The 14,761-nt window shown below is 74.2% G+C and carries 11 protein-coding genes; 1 reads left to right on the plus strand and 10 read right to left on the minus strand.

The genetic code is table 11. The features are described 5' to 3' along the window. The 5 genes from AC07B0_RS08070 to AC07B0_RS08090 form a co-directional block, all read right to left on the minus strand. Nucleotides 1–207 (minus strand): hypothetical protein, encoded by a 207-nt coding sequence (locus tag AC07B0_RS08070; RefSeq protein WP_356874531.1) that lies wholly within the window; start codon nt 205–207, stop codon nt 1–3. A gap of 111 nt (nt 208–318) precedes the next feature. After that, a complete protein-coding gene (locus tag AC07B0_RS08075) occupies nt 319–651 on the minus strand; it encodes a hypothetical protein (RefSeq protein WP_356874533.1) in 333 nt (110 codons plus the stop codon). Next, the gene (locus AC07B0_RS08080; protein WP_478897310.1) at nt 648–1,019 is read right to left on the minus strand and encodes a WhiB family transcriptional regulator; all 372 of its coding nucleotides are present in this window, start codon (nt 1,017–1,019) and stop codon (nt 648–650) included. The genes AC07B0_RS08075 and AC07B0_RS08080 overlap by 4 nt, the downstream gene beginning before the upstream one ends. 175 nt (nt 1,020–1,194) lie before the next feature. Then, nucleotides 1,195–1,500, minus strand: coding sequence for a hypothetical protein (locus AC07B0_RS08085; protein WP_356874665.1), 306 nt, complete (start codon nt 1,498–1,500; stop codon nt 1,195–1,197). A gap of 179 nt (nt 1,501–1,679) precedes the next feature. Further along, nucleotides 1,680–3,860: an ATP-dependent DNA helicase UvrD2 gene (locus AC07B0_RS08090; RefSeq protein WP_478897312.1), complete on the minus strand. Its 2,181-nt coding sequence runs from the start codon at nt 3,858–3,860 to the stop codon at nt 1,680–1,682. A gap of 185 nt (nt 3,861–4,045) precedes the next feature. Between AC07B0_RS08090 and AC07B0_RS08095 the strand changes: the two genes are divergently transcribed. Continuing rightward, entirely contained in the window at nt 4,046–4,306 is a 261-nt protein-coding gene (locus AC07B0_RS08095; RefSeq protein WP_356874538.1) for a mycoredoxin, read from the plus strand. 121 nt (nt 4,307–4,427) lie between these two features. Here the strand turns inward: AC07B0_RS08095 and nudC are convergent, their stop codons facing one another. The 5 genes from nudC to AC07B0_RS08120 all read right to left on the minus strand — a co-directional run bounded on the left by nudC (nt 4,428) and on the right by AC07B0_RS08120 (nt 14,732). Next, a complete protein-coding gene (gene nudC, locus AC07B0_RS08100; protein WP_356874540.1) occupies nt 4,428–5,372 on the minus strand; it encodes an NAD(+) diphosphatase in 945 nt (314 codons plus the stop codon). 55 nt (nt 5,373–5,427) lie between these two features. Next, nucleotides 5,428–6,828, minus strand: coding sequence for a dipeptidase (locus tag AC07B0_RS08105; RefSeq protein ID WP_478897314.1), 1,401 nt, complete (start codon nt 6,826–6,828; stop codon nt 5,428–5,430). A 10-nt stretch (nt 6,829–6,838) separates the two neighbouring features. Further along, on the minus strand, nt 6,839–10,519 hold the full coding sequence (locus tag AC07B0_RS08110) for a UvrD-helicase domain-containing protein (RefSeq protein WP_478897316.1): 3,681 nt from the start codon (nt 10,517–10,519) through the stop codon (nt 6,839–6,841). 43 nt (nt 10,520–10,562) lie between these two features. Beyond that, on the minus strand, nt 10,563–14,069 hold the full coding sequence (locus AC07B0_RS08115; protein WP_478897594.1) for an ATP-dependent helicase: 3,507 nt from the start codon (nt 14,067–14,069) through the stop codon (nt 10,563–10,565). 285 nt (nt 14,070–14,354) lie between these two features. Beyond that, nucleotides 14,355–14,732, minus strand: coding sequence for an MGMT family protein (locus AC07B0_RS08120; protein ID WP_467290300.1), 378 nt, complete (start codon nt 14,730–14,732; stop codon nt 14,355–14,357). Nucleotides 14,733–14,761: the final 29 nt, after the last annotated feature.

Here is a 14,761-nt window from a genome sequence, read left to right on the forward strand (position 1 = left end):
TCACCACCAGGAGGAGTCGAGCCGGCCTTCGATGGCGCGGAGGTTGGCCCGCGCGCAGTCGACGCAGAAGTACTGCCTGGTCCCGTTCTCCACGGAGCAGGTCCAGGTGGGCGGGGCGCCGTCGGGGGCGGTGGTGCCGCAGCGCGCGCAGGCGACGGGCTGGGCCTCGGGCCCCCGCGGGGCGGGGTGGGGAGTCGGCTGGTCCACCTCCAGACGATATCCCCGCGGGCCCCGGCCGGCACGCGCAACGCACCGGGGGGACCGCTCCCTTCGGACCGGTCCCCCCGGTGGTTCTTGTTCGTTCGGCTGCGTCAGCTCTTAGTGCATGACGGCCATGGCCAGCGCGCGCCGGGCGCGCAGGGACACGCGCTCGGCTCGACGCTGCATGCGCCGGGCGGCGACCAGGCGCAGGGCTTGACGCTCGGCGTCCGCCTCACGCATGCGGTCGTCCATATGGGCACGGGCCAGGGCTTCTGGGATGAGTTGCATTTCGCGGGTCCTGTTCTGACGCGAGGTGATCGCGCCGGCGGTGATGAAGTCTGCGGTGGCGGAGCCGTGCGGCTGCTCGCTCGTGGTGGTGATGGGGGACATGAGGGCCTGCTTCAGGGGGTCGTGCGTCAGAGGGCGGTCGATGGTTCCGATGGCGGTCATGCCGCTGCAACCGGGTTCTTGCGCGGACGGCCACGCGGCCGCTTCCGGGCGACGACGACGCCCTGGACGAAGAGCTCGCCACCCCAGACGCCCCAGGGCTCGCGGCGCTCCTTGGCCCCGGCGAGGCAGGCCTCGACGAGGGGGCAGGTGCCGCAGAGCGACTTGGCGTACTCGACGTCGGCCGGGGACTCGGCGAAGAAGACCTCGGGGTCGAAGGTGCGGCAGGGAACCGGGACGCCGAGGTTCTCGATGGCGTCGTCGAGCGCGGTGAGCGCGGTGAGGGGGGTCAAGGTGGAGTCCTCCGGGACTGCGGGCGGGGAGATCGTTTGGGTCTGCGGTGCGGACGGGGCGTGCGCTTCGAGTTGCACGGTGTTTTCTTCCTCGTCTTGTTCGTCTAGTCGTTCCGGCCGGTTGGCCGGGTGCGGCTGGTTCTGCCAGTCCCGAGGCCCCTTCGCTCCGTCATCCCCGTTCGGGGACAAACAGAAGGGCCGCGGATCCCTGGTGGGGTTCCGCGGCCCTGAAGGCGCCGGCCTGATCTTGCGATCAGACTGGATCACTCCAGGGTTCGAGCCCGCGGAAGGCCCACATCAGGTGCTGCTGCTTCGTCGTCTGCTTCGTCCGAGCTCCGGCACCGGCTGCGGCCGCGAAGCCATAGGCGCCATGCGCCTGGGCTTCCGCTACTGCCACCAGTGCCTTGGTCGGTCGCTCATTGCGCTCGCTGACCGGAAGGGTCGCGAGCAGGGCGGGGCTGCCGGCGGAAATCGCGGACAGACCGGTGCCCAGGATCGAGACGGAACCGAGCAGGCAGGAAGCGTCGACCGAGCGATCGGTCATTTTGGTGAAGGTCATGAAGCTGGTCACTGGTCTCGCCTCCTCTCGGCGTCTCGGGGACCCGGCCCGAAGGCCAGTCCCATGCGTATTCGGATAAGTACAGCACGGATCCAGGGCTTCGGAGAAGCCACCGTTTCCGTTGCTAAGAACCTATGGGGATTCGCTGGGCATGTGCAAACTATTTTTCCGACGAGTTTCTACGCGTCGTCAGGATCCTCGCCCGCAGGCTCCTGGCCTGCACAGATGGCCAGGACATCCGCTCCGTACCGGTCGAGCTTGCGGCCACCGACGCCGGAGATCATCGAGAGCTCGCCCGCCTCGGAGGGCGCGGCCTCCGCGATGGCCATCAGCGTCTTGTCCGTGAAGACGCAGTACGCGGGCAGTCCCTGGGCCTTCGACTGGCCGGCCCGCCAGTCGCGCAGCCGCTCGTAGAGTCCTTCGTCCATGTCGGACGGGCAGTCTTCGCAGCGCATCAGTTTGATCTCCCCGGCCTCGGTCAGGGTCTTGCCGCAGACCCGGCACAGCGCGGGGCCGCGGCGGCCGCGCTTGCGGACGCCACGGTCGGCTCCGGTGCCGGGGCCGGTTCCCGGGGCCGCCGAGCCCGGCCGCAGGCCGTTCAGGAAGCGGCTGGGGCGTCGGGAGGCCCGGCCGCCGGGAGTCCGGGAGAGGGCCCAGGAGAGCGTCAGGTGGTGCCGGGCGCGGGTCACGCCGACGTAGAGGAGCCGGCGCTCCTCCTCGACCTGCTCGTCGGTCTTCGCGTAGGTGATGGGCATCATGCCGTCGGTGAGGCCGGCGAGGAACACGGCGTCCCATTCCAGGCCCTTCGCGGCGTGCAGCGAGGCGAGGGTGACGCCCTGGACCGTCGGGGCGTGCTGCGCGGCCTTCCGCTCGTCGAGCTCGCGCGTGAGGTCGGCCAGGGTGGCGCCCGGCCTGCTCCGGGCGAAGTCCTCGGCGAGGCGGACCAGCGCGGCCAGGGATTCCCACTGGTCGCGCACGGCGCCGGAGCCGGCCGGCGGCTCGCTGGTCCAGCCGGTGGAGCTCAGTACGGCGCGGACCTGGGAGCCCAGCTCGACGACGTCCTCCAGCAGCGGGTCGCTGCTGCCGCCGGAGCGGGCGGCGCCGCGCAGGGCGAGGACGGCCTTCTGGACCTCGCTGCGCTCGAAGAAGCGCTCGGCGCCGCGCAGCTGGTAGGGGACCCCGGCGTCGGCGAGGGCCTGTTCGTAGACCTCGGACTGGGCGTTGATGCGGTAGAGCACGGCGATCTCGCCGGCGGGGACTCCGGCCGCGATCAGGTCGCGGATGCGGCGGGCGACGCCCTCGGCCTCGGCGGGTTCGTCCGGGTACTCGGCGTAGACCGGGTCGGGGCCGGGCTCGCGCTGGGAGACGAGCTCCAGCCGGTGCTCGGCGGCCCGGCCCTTGGCCTGGTTCAGCAGCCCGTTGGCGAGGTGGACGACCTGGGGGGTGGAGCGGTAGTCGCGGATCAGCTTCACCACGGTGGCCTGCGGGTACCGGGTGCGGAAGTTCAGCAGGTGGTCGGGGGTGGCGCCGGTGAAGGAGTAGATCGTCTGGCTGGCGTCGCCGACGACGCAGAGGCTGTCGCGGTCGCCGAGCCACAGTTCGAGGAGGCGCTGCTGGAGGGGGCTGACGTCCTGGTACTCGTCCACCACGAAGTGCTGGTACTGGCTGCGGATCTGCTCGGCGATGTCGTGGCGGTCCTGGAGGATGCCGACGGTCAGCAGCAGCACGTCCTCGAAGTCGATCATGCCGCGGTCGCGCTTGAGCTGCTCGTACGTCCCGTAGATCTGGGCGATCTCGGCCATGTCCCTGGGGGCCTCGCGGCCCGCCTTGAGGGCGGCGGCCGGGTAGTCGGCGGGCACGGTCTGGGTGACCTTGGCCCACTCGATCTCGCCGGTGACGTCCCGCAGCTCGCTCCGGTCGAGGCGGATGCGGCAGCGCGCTCCGGCCTCCGCCACGAACTGGATCTTGCGTTCCAGCAGCCGGGGCACCTCGCCGCCGACCGCCCGGGGCCAGAAGTACTGGAGCTGGCGCAGGGCGGCGGAGTGGAAGGTGCGGGCCTGGACGCCGTCCGCGCCGAGGGTGCGCAGGCGTCCGCGCATCTCGCCGGCGGCGCGGTTGGTGAAGGTGACGGCCAGCACGCTGGCCGGCATGAGCTGGCCGGACCGGACGCCGTAGGCGATGCGGTGGGTGATGGCACGGGTCTTGCCGGTGCCCGCGCCCGCCAGCACGCACACCGGTCCGCGCAGGGTCGTGGCGACCTCGCGCTGCTCCGGGTCGAGACCCAGGAGCACGGCGTCGGCATCGGCCGCGCCGGTGCCCGGGCCGTCCGGGAAGGCTGAGGAGTGCGTTGCTGCTGTCACCCCGCCATGCTGCCAGGTCCGGTGGGGCGGGCGGGAAATCCGTCCACAGGCCCCGCGGATCCGTCGTACCGGTACGGAGGGCGGGGGGCCGGGTGCGGGGCCGGGTGCGGGGGCCGGGAATGGCACGGCGGTCCCGTGCGTTCGAGTACTCGGACCACCGAGGCCCCCACGAAGGAGAGCGCAGCATGCAGGACACGGGCACCGTCACGATGTACAGCACGACCTGGTGCGGCTACTGCAACCGGCTGAAGAAGCAGCTGGACCGGGAAGGCATCGCGTACAACGAGATCAACATCGAGCTCGACCCCGCGTCCGCGGCGTTCGTGGAGAAGGCCAACGGCGGCAACCAGACGGTTCCGACCGTGCTCGTGAAGTCGGCCGGCGGCAACGAGTCCGTCATGACGAACCCGAGCCTGGCCCAGGTCAAGCAGGCCCTCGCCGTCTGATCCGCGGTCCGTCGCGGTCTCGGAAAGGCCCCCGCCCGTCGGCGGGGGCCTTCTGCTGTACCGGTGACTGCGACCGTGAGTGCGACGGTGACTGTGACTGTGACTGTGACTGTGACGAACGTTACGCCGTCGGGCGCGGCAGCGGCTTCCCGTACCAGAGCTCGACCAGCCGGGCCGCGATGGAGATGCCGCCGGCGGGGGGCGTGACCTCGCCCCGCTCGATCGCCTCGGCCAGGTCCTCGCGCGAGAACCAGCGGGCCTCCTCGATCTCCTCGCCGTCGACGGTGATCTCCGAGGTGACGGCCCGTGCGGTGAAGCCCAGCATCAGGCTGTACGGGAACGGCCAGGGCTGGCTCGCGACGTACTCGACCTCGCCGACCTTGACGCCCGCCTCCTCCCACACCTCGCGGATCACCGACTGCTCGATCGACTCGCCCGGCTCGACGAACCCGGCGAGCGTCGAGAAGCGGCCCTCCGGCCAGTGCACCTGGCGGCCCAGCAGCGCACGGTCCTGGTCGTCGGTGACCAGCATGATCACCGCGGGGTCGGTGCGCGGGTAGTGCTCGGCGCCGCAGCCAGGGCAGCGGCGGATGTGCCCGGCGGCCGCGACCACGGTGCGCTCGCCGCAGCGGGAGCAGAAGCGGTGCATCCGCTGCCAGTTCTCCAGCGCCACGGCGTGCACCATCAGCCCGGCGTCGCGCGGGTTCAGCAGGAGCCCGGCCTCGCGCAGTCCGGCCGGGCGGGCCGACTGGTCCATGCGGCCCGGCAGGGAGTCCTTCTGGAGCGCGAAGTACCGTACGCCGTCCTCGTCGGTGCCCAGGAAGTAGCGGTGGGTCTCGGTGACCGGGGCCTCGAAGGCCGGGGTCATCACGATGCCGGTGCCGCCGTCGGGGGTGTCGTCGATGAGGACCTGGCCGCCGGAGACGACGAACACGCGGGTCGTCGGGTGGCTCCAGGCGGCGGCCAGCCACGCCTCGTCGAGGCGGTGGTGGGCGGCGCGGTCGATTCCGCTCGGCGCGGCCAGCGTGATCGGACGCTCGGTACGGGTGCTCACAGGTACTTCCAACTCCCCCGGTGGTGGGACAAGGCAGGCGCGGCGATGGGTGGGTGTGCGGGCGGGCTCAGCCGGTCTTCCAGTGTTCGGCCAGGTCGCCCCACAGGTAGGCGGTGGTCTCCACGCCCTTGAGGAGCAGGTCGAGTTCGACCTTCTCGTTCGGCGAGTGCCAGCCGTCGGAGGGTACGGAGATCCCGAGGAAGAGGACGGGCGCGTCCAGGACGTCCTGGAGGTCGGCCGCCGGCCCCGAGCCGCCCTCGCGGGTGAAGCGGACCTGCTGCCCGAAGGCGCGTTCCATGGCCCGCACGACGGACCGCAGCGCCGGGTGGTCCAGCGGGGTCAGGCACGGCCGGGTGGGTGCGCCGAAGGTGATGGAGTGCCGGATCCCGTCGGGGACCTGCGCGGCGACCCAGTCCTTGACGGCCGCCTCGATCTCGTACGGGTCCTGCCCCGACACCAGGCGGAACGACAGCTTCAGGTGGGCGGAGGCGGGCACGATCGTCTTGCCGCCGGGGCCCTGGTAGCCGCCGCCGATGCCGTTGACCTCGGCGGTCGGGCGGGCCCAGACGCGCTCCAGGGTGGAGTAGTCGGCCTCGCCCGCGGCGGCGTGCGACTTGGCGGTGCGGAGCCACTCGGCCTCGTCGAAGGGCAGCTCGGAGATCAGCCGGCGTTCGGCGTCGGTCAGCTCGGTGACGTGGTCGTAGAAGCCGGGGACCGTGACCCGCTCGTCCGCGTCGTGCAGGGCCGCGACGAGGCGGGCGGCGACGGTGGCCGGATTGGGCACGGCCCCGCCGAAGGCACCGGAGTGGATGTCCTGGTCGGGACCGTGGAAGTCGATCTCGCAGTCGGCGACGCCGCGCATGCCGGTGCACACGGTGGGGGTCGTCTCGGACCACATGCCGGTGTCGGAGACGATCACGACGTCGGCGGCGAGGCGCTGGGCGCGGGCCTCGACGAGGTCCCGGAAGTGCGGGGAGCCGGACTCCTCCTCGCCCTCGATGAGGAGCTTGAGGTGGACGGCGGGGGCGGCGCCGGTCGCGGCGAGGTGCGCGCGGACGCCGAGGGTGTGGAAGAACACCTGGCCCTTGTCGTCGGCCGCGCCGCGCCCGTACATCCGGCCGTCCTTGACGACGGGCTCGAAGGGCTCGGTGTGCCAGCCGTCGGCGAGGGCGGCGGGCTGGACGTCGTGGTGTCCGTAGACGAGGACGGTGGGCGCGTCCGGGTCCTCGCTCGGCCAGTGCGCGAAGACGGCGGGGGCGCCGTCGGTCGGCCAGACCTCGGTGACCGGGAAGCCGGTTTCGGCGAGCTTGGCGGCGAGCCAGTCGGCGCTGCGGCGTACGTCGTCCGCGTGCTCGGGCTGGGCCGAGACGGAAGGGATCCGCAGCCACTCGGCGAGGTCGCCGAGGAAGGCCGTGCGGTGGGTGTCGATGTACGCGCGGACGACGCTGTCCGCCTGGATCTCGCTCATGCCCACGAGCCTAGCCGTCCGCCCGGGGGGCATCGTCGGTGCCCGATTTGCCTTGGAGGATCCGCTCAAGGCGGGCCCGGTCGGGCAGGTCGCGGGGGCGTATCACGCGGCCGCTGCGGACGTGGAGGAAGGCGGCGCCGACCCGGTCGAGGGGGGTGCCGGTGGCTTCCGCCCAGGCGAGCCGGTACACGGCGAGCTGGAGGGGGTCGGCCTGGGTGGTGCGGCCGGTCTTCCAGTCGACGACCTCGTACGAGCCGTCGGGATTCCGGTAGACGGCGTCGATGCGGCCCCGGATGACGCGGCCGGCGAGGGTCAGCTGGACGGGGGCCTCCATCCGGTACGGGGTGCGCTCGGCGTACTCGCTGCGCTCGAAGGCGGCCTTGAGGGAGTCGAGGTCGGCCTCGTCGGCGATCTCCTGGTCGGAGCCGGGCAGCTCGGCGACGGGGTCGAGGAGGTCGAGGTGCGGCAGGGGCAGCTCGTCGAAGCGGGACTCGACCCAGGCGTGGAAACGGGTGCCCTGGCGCGCGGCGGGCTGCGGGGGCTTGGGCATGGGGCGGGCGAGATCGCGTACGAAGCCCTGCTCGTCGGCGGCGAGTCGCAGCAGCTGGCTCGCGGACAGGGCGGAGGGCAACTCGACGTCGCGCACGGCTGCGCGGGCCCGGCGGAGCTCGCCCTCGAGGGCGTCGAGGTCACGGTCCCAGGAGGCGATGGCGCGGGCCTCTTCGGGGGTGAAGGTGGCCCGGCCGGCCTGTCGGGGGACGGGGCCGGCTCCCGCCGCCCAGGGCTCCGCGGCCCAGGGGTCGTCGTCCCCCCGGCTCGGCCCGGCCGACGGGCGGCGGGCGGGCCACAGGTCCCCGTCCCCGGCCCACAGATCGTCCCCGCCCCCGGCCGGCGCGCCGTCCGCTGCGCTCTCCCCGGCCCAGGGGTCGTCGGAAAGCGGCTCGGGCGCCCCCGCGCGGGCGGCGGGTACGGCGTGCTCCCCGGCCCAGGGGTCGTCGGAAAGCGGCCCCGGGCCGTCGGCGCGGGCGGCGGGTACGGCGGGCCCGGCCGGCCAGGGGGTGTCTTCCGGGGGGTCCGGCCAGGGGGTTTCGTCCGTCGGGTCCTCGCAGTGCGGGGGCCAGAGGTAGGGGTCGGACTCGGGGCCGGGTGCGGGGGCCGGTTCGGGGCGGTTTGCGAGGTGGGCCTCGACCAGGGCGGCGGCCCGGCGGCGCAGGGCCAGCGAGTCGGGGTCGAGGGGCAGCGGCCAGGAGTGCTCGGCGACGGATTCCGCGGCGAGCGCCGGGTTCTCGGCGTCCGGGGCGGGTTCCTCCGCCCAGGCCTCGATCTCCCCGAAGCCGGCCGCGCAGTGGTCGTGCAGGGCGGTCAGGAAGCCGGAGGGGCCGCGGCGCTTCTTCTGGGTCGGGCCCCACCAGTGGCCGGAGGCCAGCAGGAGGGAGCGCGGGCGGGTGAAGGTCACGTAGCCGAGGCGGAGTTCCTCGACGGCCTTGTGCTCCTTGAGGGCGGCCTTGAAGGACTTCAGGCCGGCCGAGGTCCAGGCCGGGTCGTCCGGCAGGGTGGGGGCGTCGCCGCGCAGCCCGTAGGGGAGGACCTTGGCGTACGAGGTCCAGGCCTCCGGCGGCTTCTCCTTCGGGAAGGACCCGGCGCACAGGTCGGGGACGACGACCACGTCCCACTCCAGCCCCTTGGACTTGTGGGCGGTGAGGACCTTGACGGTGTTCTCCCCGCCGGGCAGGGCGTGGTCGAGGCCCTTCTCGTACTGGGCGGCGGTGCGCAGGAAGCCGAGGAAGGCCAGCAGCGTCGCCTCGCCGTCCAGGGCGGCGAAGCCGGCGGCGACGTCCATGAAGTGGGACAGGGTCTCCCGGCGGCGGGCCGCCAGGGCGTGCGGGGACGCGGACAGCTCCACCTCCAGCCCGGTCGCGGCGAGCACCCGGTGCAGGACGTCCATCAGCGGGTCGGCGAGGGAACGCCGCAGGTCCCGCAGTTCCTGTGCGAGGTGCGCGAACCGGACGCGGGCGGCCGCCGAGAAGGGGAGGTCGTCGGGGGTCTGGCCGGAGCCGTCGAGGAAGGTCTCCAGCGCGTCGGCGAGGGAGACGACCTCCGCCGGGTCGACTCCTTCGACGGCCGCGGCGAGACGGCCGTCGGGGCCGGAGCCGGGGCCGGACGGGCGGGCGACCAGCTGCCGGGCCCGGCGCCCGAGCAGGGCCAGGTCGCGGGGTCCGATCCGCCAGCGCGGGCCGACGAGGAGCCGGACCAGGGCGGCGTTGGCCCCGGGGTCCTGGAGCACCTCGCAGACGGAGACCAGGTCGGCGACCTCGGGCAGGTGCAGCAGCCCGGACAGGCCGACGACCTCCACCGGCACGTCCCGGGCCACCAGGACGGCCTGGATCCGCGCGAAGTCGGCGGCGGACCGGCACAGCACCGCGATCTCGCCCGGTTCCTTCCCGGTGCGCACCAGGTGGGCGACGGAGTCGCCGAGCCACTCCAGTTCCTCGGCGTGGGTCTCCAGCAGCGCGCAGCGGACCGAGCCGTCGCGTTCGGCGCCCGGCGCGGGGCGCAGCGCCTCGACCCCTTCGTGCATGGCGCGCAGCGGGGCGGCGAGGCCGTTGGCCAGGTCGAGGAGGCGGCCGCCGCTGCGCCGGTTCTCGCTGAGCGAGAGGCGGGTGGCGGGGCTGCCGTCGGCGTGCGGGAAGTGCTCGGGGAAGTCGTCGAGGTTGGCGACGGAGGCTCCGCGCCAGCCGTAGATGGCCTGGCAGGGGTCGCCGACGGCGGTGACGGCATGCCCCGTGCCCCCGCCGAAGAGACCGGACAGCAGCAGCCGCTGGGCGACGGAGGTGTCCTGGTACTCGTCGAGCAGGACGACCCGGAACTCCTCGCGCAGCAGGGCTCCGACCTCGGGCCGGGTGGTGGCGAGCTGTGCGGAGAGGGCTATCTGGTCGCCGAAGTCGAAGAGGTCGCGGGAGCGTTTGGCGGCGCGGTAGCGGGAGACGAGCTCCAGCAGTTCCAGACGGCCGCGTACGGCTTCGGGGACCTTGCGGAGGTCCTCGTTGGTGAGCTTGGCGTCGGCGAGTGCGTCCAGCAGGGCGGTGTCGTACGCGCGCAGGACGGGCGGGTCGACGAGGTGCTCGGAGAGTTCCCCGTCGAGGGCGAGGAGGTCCCCGACCAGGTCGGGGAGGGATTTGGTGAGGGAGGGGTACGGGCCCGGGGCCTCGCGGAGCACCTTCGCGGCGAGCTGGAAGCGGGTGGCGTCGGCGAGGAGCCGGGCGCTGGGCTCCAGGCCGATGCGCAGGCCGTGGTCCTTCAGGAGCTGCCCGGCGAAGGCGTGGTAGGTGGAGATGCGGGGCTCACCGCCCGCCGAGCCGGACTCCACGTCGGCCGGGGAGGGGTCCGGGTCGGTGATCCCGGCACGGCCGAGGGCCTTGCGGACGCGCTCGGCGAGTTCCCCGGCGGCCTTGTTGGTGAAGGTCAGTCCGAGGACCTGTTCGGGGGCGACGGCGCCGGTGCCGACGAGCCACACCACGCGGGCGGCCATCACGGTGGTCTTGCCGGAGCCGGCGCCCGCGACGACGACCTGGGGGGCGGGCGGGGCGGTGACGCAGGCCATCTGTTCGGGCGTGAAGGGGATCCCGAGGAGCTCCTTGAGCTGCTCGGGATCGGTGAGGACGGGCGCGCGCCCGGACTCGTACGCGGTCACCTCAAAAGGCTAGCCGCCCGCACCGACACTCCTCGCCGCCGTCTCATTCCACGGTCTGGCGGCCCTCGGGGCGGGCGCTGCACGCGCCGCGGAAGGAGCAGCGGTTGCAGTGTTCGCCGGTGGCGGGGGCGAAGCGTTCGTCGAGGACCCGTCCGGCGGCGGTGGCCAGCAGGTCGCCGACCCACGCGCCGGAGGGGCCGTCGTGGAGGGCCTGCTGGGCCTGGACCTTCGGGATCTCGTCGCCGCCGTCCTTCTTGGCGGCGCCCTGGCGCAGCTGCACGAGTTCGGCGCCGCCCGGTTCGGGGCGCAGCCCGTCGAAGACCTCGTCGACGGCGCCCTCGCGGACGGCGAGCTGGTAGACGGCGAGCTGGGGGTGCCGGGCGACCTCGTCCCTGGTCGGTGCGGCCTTGCCGGTCTTGAAGTCGACGACGTACGCGCGGCCCTGCGGGTCGGCTTCGACGCGGTCCATGGAGCCGCGGATCCGCACGGCGTACTCGCCCGCGTCGAGGGTGACGTCGAAGTCGTGCTCGGTGGCGACGGAGGCGCGGCCGCCGCGGTCGGTGGTGTGCCAGCGCAGGAAGCGTTCCAGGGCGGCGCGGGCGTTGTCCTTCTCCTGGCGGGACTTCCAGGGCGCGTCGAAGGCGAGGGCGTCCCAGACGGAGTCGAGGCGTTCCATCAGGACGGCGAGGTCGGCGGGGGTGCGGCCGGAGGCGACCTCGTCGGCGAGGACGTGGACGACGTTGCCGAAGCCCTGGGCCGCGGTGGAGGGGGCGTCGGCCTTGACCTCGCGGCCGAGGAACCACTGGAGGGAGCAGGTGTTGGCGAGCTGGTCCAGGGCGCTGCCGGAGAGGGCGACCGGCCGGTCCCGGTCGCGCAGCGGGACGGTGGAGCGGGTGGGTTCGTACAGGCCCCACCAGCGCTGCGGGTGCGCGGCGGGAACGAGGGGGCGGTCCTCGTCGTCGGTGAGCGCGGCGAGGCGGGCGAGGCGGCGGGCGGCGGCGTCGCGCAGGGCCTCGGAGGCGTCGGGGTCGACGGTGGTGGCGCGCAGCTCGGCGACGAGGGCGGGGACGGCTAGGGGCCGGCGGGGGCGGCCGGTGACGTCCTTGGGGGTGACGCCGAGTTCGGTGAGGAAACGGGAGGGCTGGTCGCCGTCCTCGGCAGGGGCCTTGACGGCGGTGACGACGAGGCGGTGGCGGGCGCGGGTGGCGGCGACGTAGAAGAGCCGGCGTTCCTCCGCGAGGAGCGCGCCGGGGGTGAGGGGTTCGGCGAGGCCGTCGAGGCCGATGCGGTCGGCTTCGAGGAGGGAGCCGCGGCGGCGCAGGTCGGGCCAGAGTCCTTCCTGGACTCCGGCGACGACGACGAGTCCCCACTCCAGGCCCTTGGAGCGGTGGGCGGTCATCAGGGTGACGGCGTCGCCGCGGACGGCCCGGGTGGTGAGGGTGTCGGCGGCGATGTCCTCCGCTTCGAGCTGTTCGAGGAAGTTGAGCGCGCCGCGGCCGCCCGTACGGTCCTCCGCGCGGGCGGCGTTGTCGAAGAGGGCGCAGACGGCGTCGAGGTCGCGGTCGGCGTTGCGGCCGGCGGCGCCGCCGCGGCGGGCGCCGCGTTCCAGGCGCTGCGGCCAGGGGGTGCCGTCCCACAGGGTCCACAGGGCCTCTTCGGCGGTGCCGCCGCCCTGGAGGAGTTCGCGGGCCTTGCGCAGGAGCAGGCCGAGGCGCTGCGCGCCGCGGGCGTAGGCGGGGTCGTGGGCGGTGAGCCGCTCGGGCTCGGCGAGGGCCCGGGCCAGCAGGACGTCGGAGGGTGCGGGGGCGGTGACACCGGCGGCCCGTTCCTCGTCCCGCAGCGCCCGCCCGAGCCGGCGCAGGTCGGCGGCGTCCATGCCGCCGAGCGGGGACCCGAGCAGCGTGAGCGCGTCCTCGACCCCGACCCAGCCCACGGCTCCGCCGCCACTGCCGTCACCGGCGCCGTCCGCGACCGTCCCGGCGTCCGGAACCGGGCCGGCCGCCGGGCCGTCGCCCTCACCCGCGCCCTCACCCTCGCCCTCGCCCTCGCCCTCGCCCTCGCCCGCGACGAAGCCCGGGCCCTCGACGGGACCGGCGGAGCCGGCCGCCGGGGCGGGGGGCTCCGTATCCGCCGGGCGCCCGGCGGAGTCCGCAACGGGCTCGGCTTCCCGCACCGGGGCGGGGTCCGGCCCGGTACCGGAACCAGCACCACCACCATCCGCGGGGTCCCCGCCCTCGGCGGAACCGGAACCGGAACCGGCCGGCGGGGCCGTGGCGGCCGTGGCCGTGATGCGCAGGGCCGTCAGGAGGGGGGCGACGGCCGGTTCGTGGCGCAGGGCGGTCGCGGCGGCGTCGGTTTCCGCGGGGACTCCGGCCGCGATGAGGGCGCGGCGCATGGCCGGCAGGGTGCGGCCGCCGGCGCGGACCAGGACGGCCATGTCCCGCCAGGGGACGCCGTCCTCCAGGTGGGCCCGGCGCAGGACGTCCGCGATGTTGTCGAGCTCGGACCCGGCCGTCGGGTACGTGTACACCTCGACCCGACCGCCCTCCCGCACGGGCTGTAGGGCCCGGTGCGCCTTGACGGCGGCGGACGGCAGGCGCGGTACGGGCATGCGGGTGGTGAGCAGGCGGGTGGCGGCGAGCAGGGCGGAGCCGGAGCGGCGGCCGACGGTGAGGGCCCGTACGGCCGCGCCCGGGAAGGCGGACTCGAAGTCGAGGACGTTGTTGATGTCGGCGCCGCGGAAGGCGTAGATCGACTGGTCGGGGTCGCCGAAGGCGACGAGCGTGCCGGCGGGGCCGTTGAGGGCGCGCAGCAGGCGCAGCTGGGAGGCGTCGGTGTCCTGGTACTCGTCGACGAGGATCACGTCGTGGGCGGAGGCGACGGACGGGGTGCCCTCGGCCAGCAGGACGGCGCGGTGGAGGAGTTCCGCGTAGTCGAGGGCGCCCTGGAGGTCGAGGACGTCGAGGTACTCGGAGAGGAAGGCGGCGGCCGCCTTCCAGTCGGGGCGGCCGGTGCGGGTCGCGAAGGAGTCGAGCGCGGCCGGGCCGAGGCCGAGCTCGCGGGCGCGGGCCAGGACGGCGCGGACCTCGTCGGCGAAGCCGCGGGTGGTGAGCGCGGCGCGCAGGTCGTCCGGCCAGCGGATGGAGCGGAGGCGGCGCTGGCCTTCGAGCAGGGTGCGGACCATGACGTCCTGCTCGGGGCCGGAGAGCAGTCGCAGCGGGTCGGCGAAGAGCTCGTGGTCCTGGTGGGCGCGGACGAGGCCGTAGCAGAAGGAGTGGAAGGTGGTGGCCTGCGGGGCGCGGGCGCCGCCGAGGCGCAGGGCGGCCCGGTCGCGGAGTTCCACGGCCGCCTTGCGGCTGAAGGTGAGGATGAGGATGCGGGCGGGGTCGGTGCCGGCCTCGACGCGGGCGGCGGCGGCCTCGATGAGGGTGGTGGTCTTGCCCGTGCCCGGTCCGGCCAGGACGAGCAGTGGTCCCCGGGTGTGATCAACCACCGCGCGCTGGGCTGCGTCCAGGACAGGGGGAGCCACCTGTTCCGGCCCGGTGCGCACCAGGCGGTACGCGTCAGGGGTCCGCGTACGCCGCTCTGAGCGGCCGGAGGAAGAGGTGATCACGTGAGGTGCCGGTCCTGGTGGGTCTGCGGTTGCTGCGGTGGTGGCGGCGGCGGGGACTGCGGTGGCCGCACCCGTCGCGTACGCCGAAGGGGCAACGCTACGCCAATCGCGGCGGCCGCCGCAGTCCGTCCCGGGAGGGCGGGACGTCGCCCCGGAGGCCCCGGGTGTCGTCCCCCGTACGGGCCTTCGACCGCCCGCCCCCGCTCCGCATGGCCGAAGCTGTCAGGTGTGAGCCTCGTCGCCTCCGTCCCGTCCGTCGCGCCCGTCCCAGCGGGCCCGCCGCATGGCCAGGCGCGGCTCGCCGGACGGGGTCTCGCGCAGCGGGGTGCCCTCGGTGCGGTAGTGCTCCAGGGCCCGCCGCTCGCTGCCCGGGAGGGGTTTCCCGTCCGCCCGCACCACCCGCCACCAGGGCACGGCTCCTCCGTACAGGGCCATGACGCGCCCGACTTGGCGCGGTCCGCCCTCGCCGAGCCACTCCGCGACGTCCCCGTACGTCATCACCCGGCCGGGCGGAATCCGCTCGGCCGCCTCCAGCACCCGCTCCGCGTAGGCGGGCAGCTCTTCGCTCATCCGGGACATGCTGCCGGATGCCACCGACATCCGGACGGAAGCTTCGGTTCCATACCGGC

This window comes from Streptomyces sp. NPDC044704 (genome assembly GCF_056433525.1).

Bases quoted from the DNA above. Each gene is read 5' to 3' on its own strand.
- AC07B0_RS08075 (WP_356874533.1), bottom strand. From the start codon at position 651: ATGACCGCCATCGGAACCATCGACCGCCCTCTGACGCACGACCCCCTG.
- AC07B0_RS08085 (WP_356874665.1), bottom strand. From the start codon at position 1,500: ATGACCTTCACCAAAATGACCGATCGCTCGGTCGACGCTTCCTGCCTG.
- AC07B0_RS08095 (WP_356874538.1), top strand. From the start codon at position 4,046: ATGCAGGACACGGGCACCGTCACGATGTACAGCACGACCTGGTGCGGC.
- AC07B0_RS08105 (WP_478897314.1), bottom strand. From the start codon at position 6,828: ATGAGCGAGATCCAGGCGGACAGCGTCGTCCGCGCGTACATCGACACC.
- AC07B0_RS08120 (WP_467290300.1), bottom strand. From the start codon at position 14,732: ATGTCGGTGGCATCCGGCAGCATGTCCCGGATGAGCGAAGAGCTGCCC.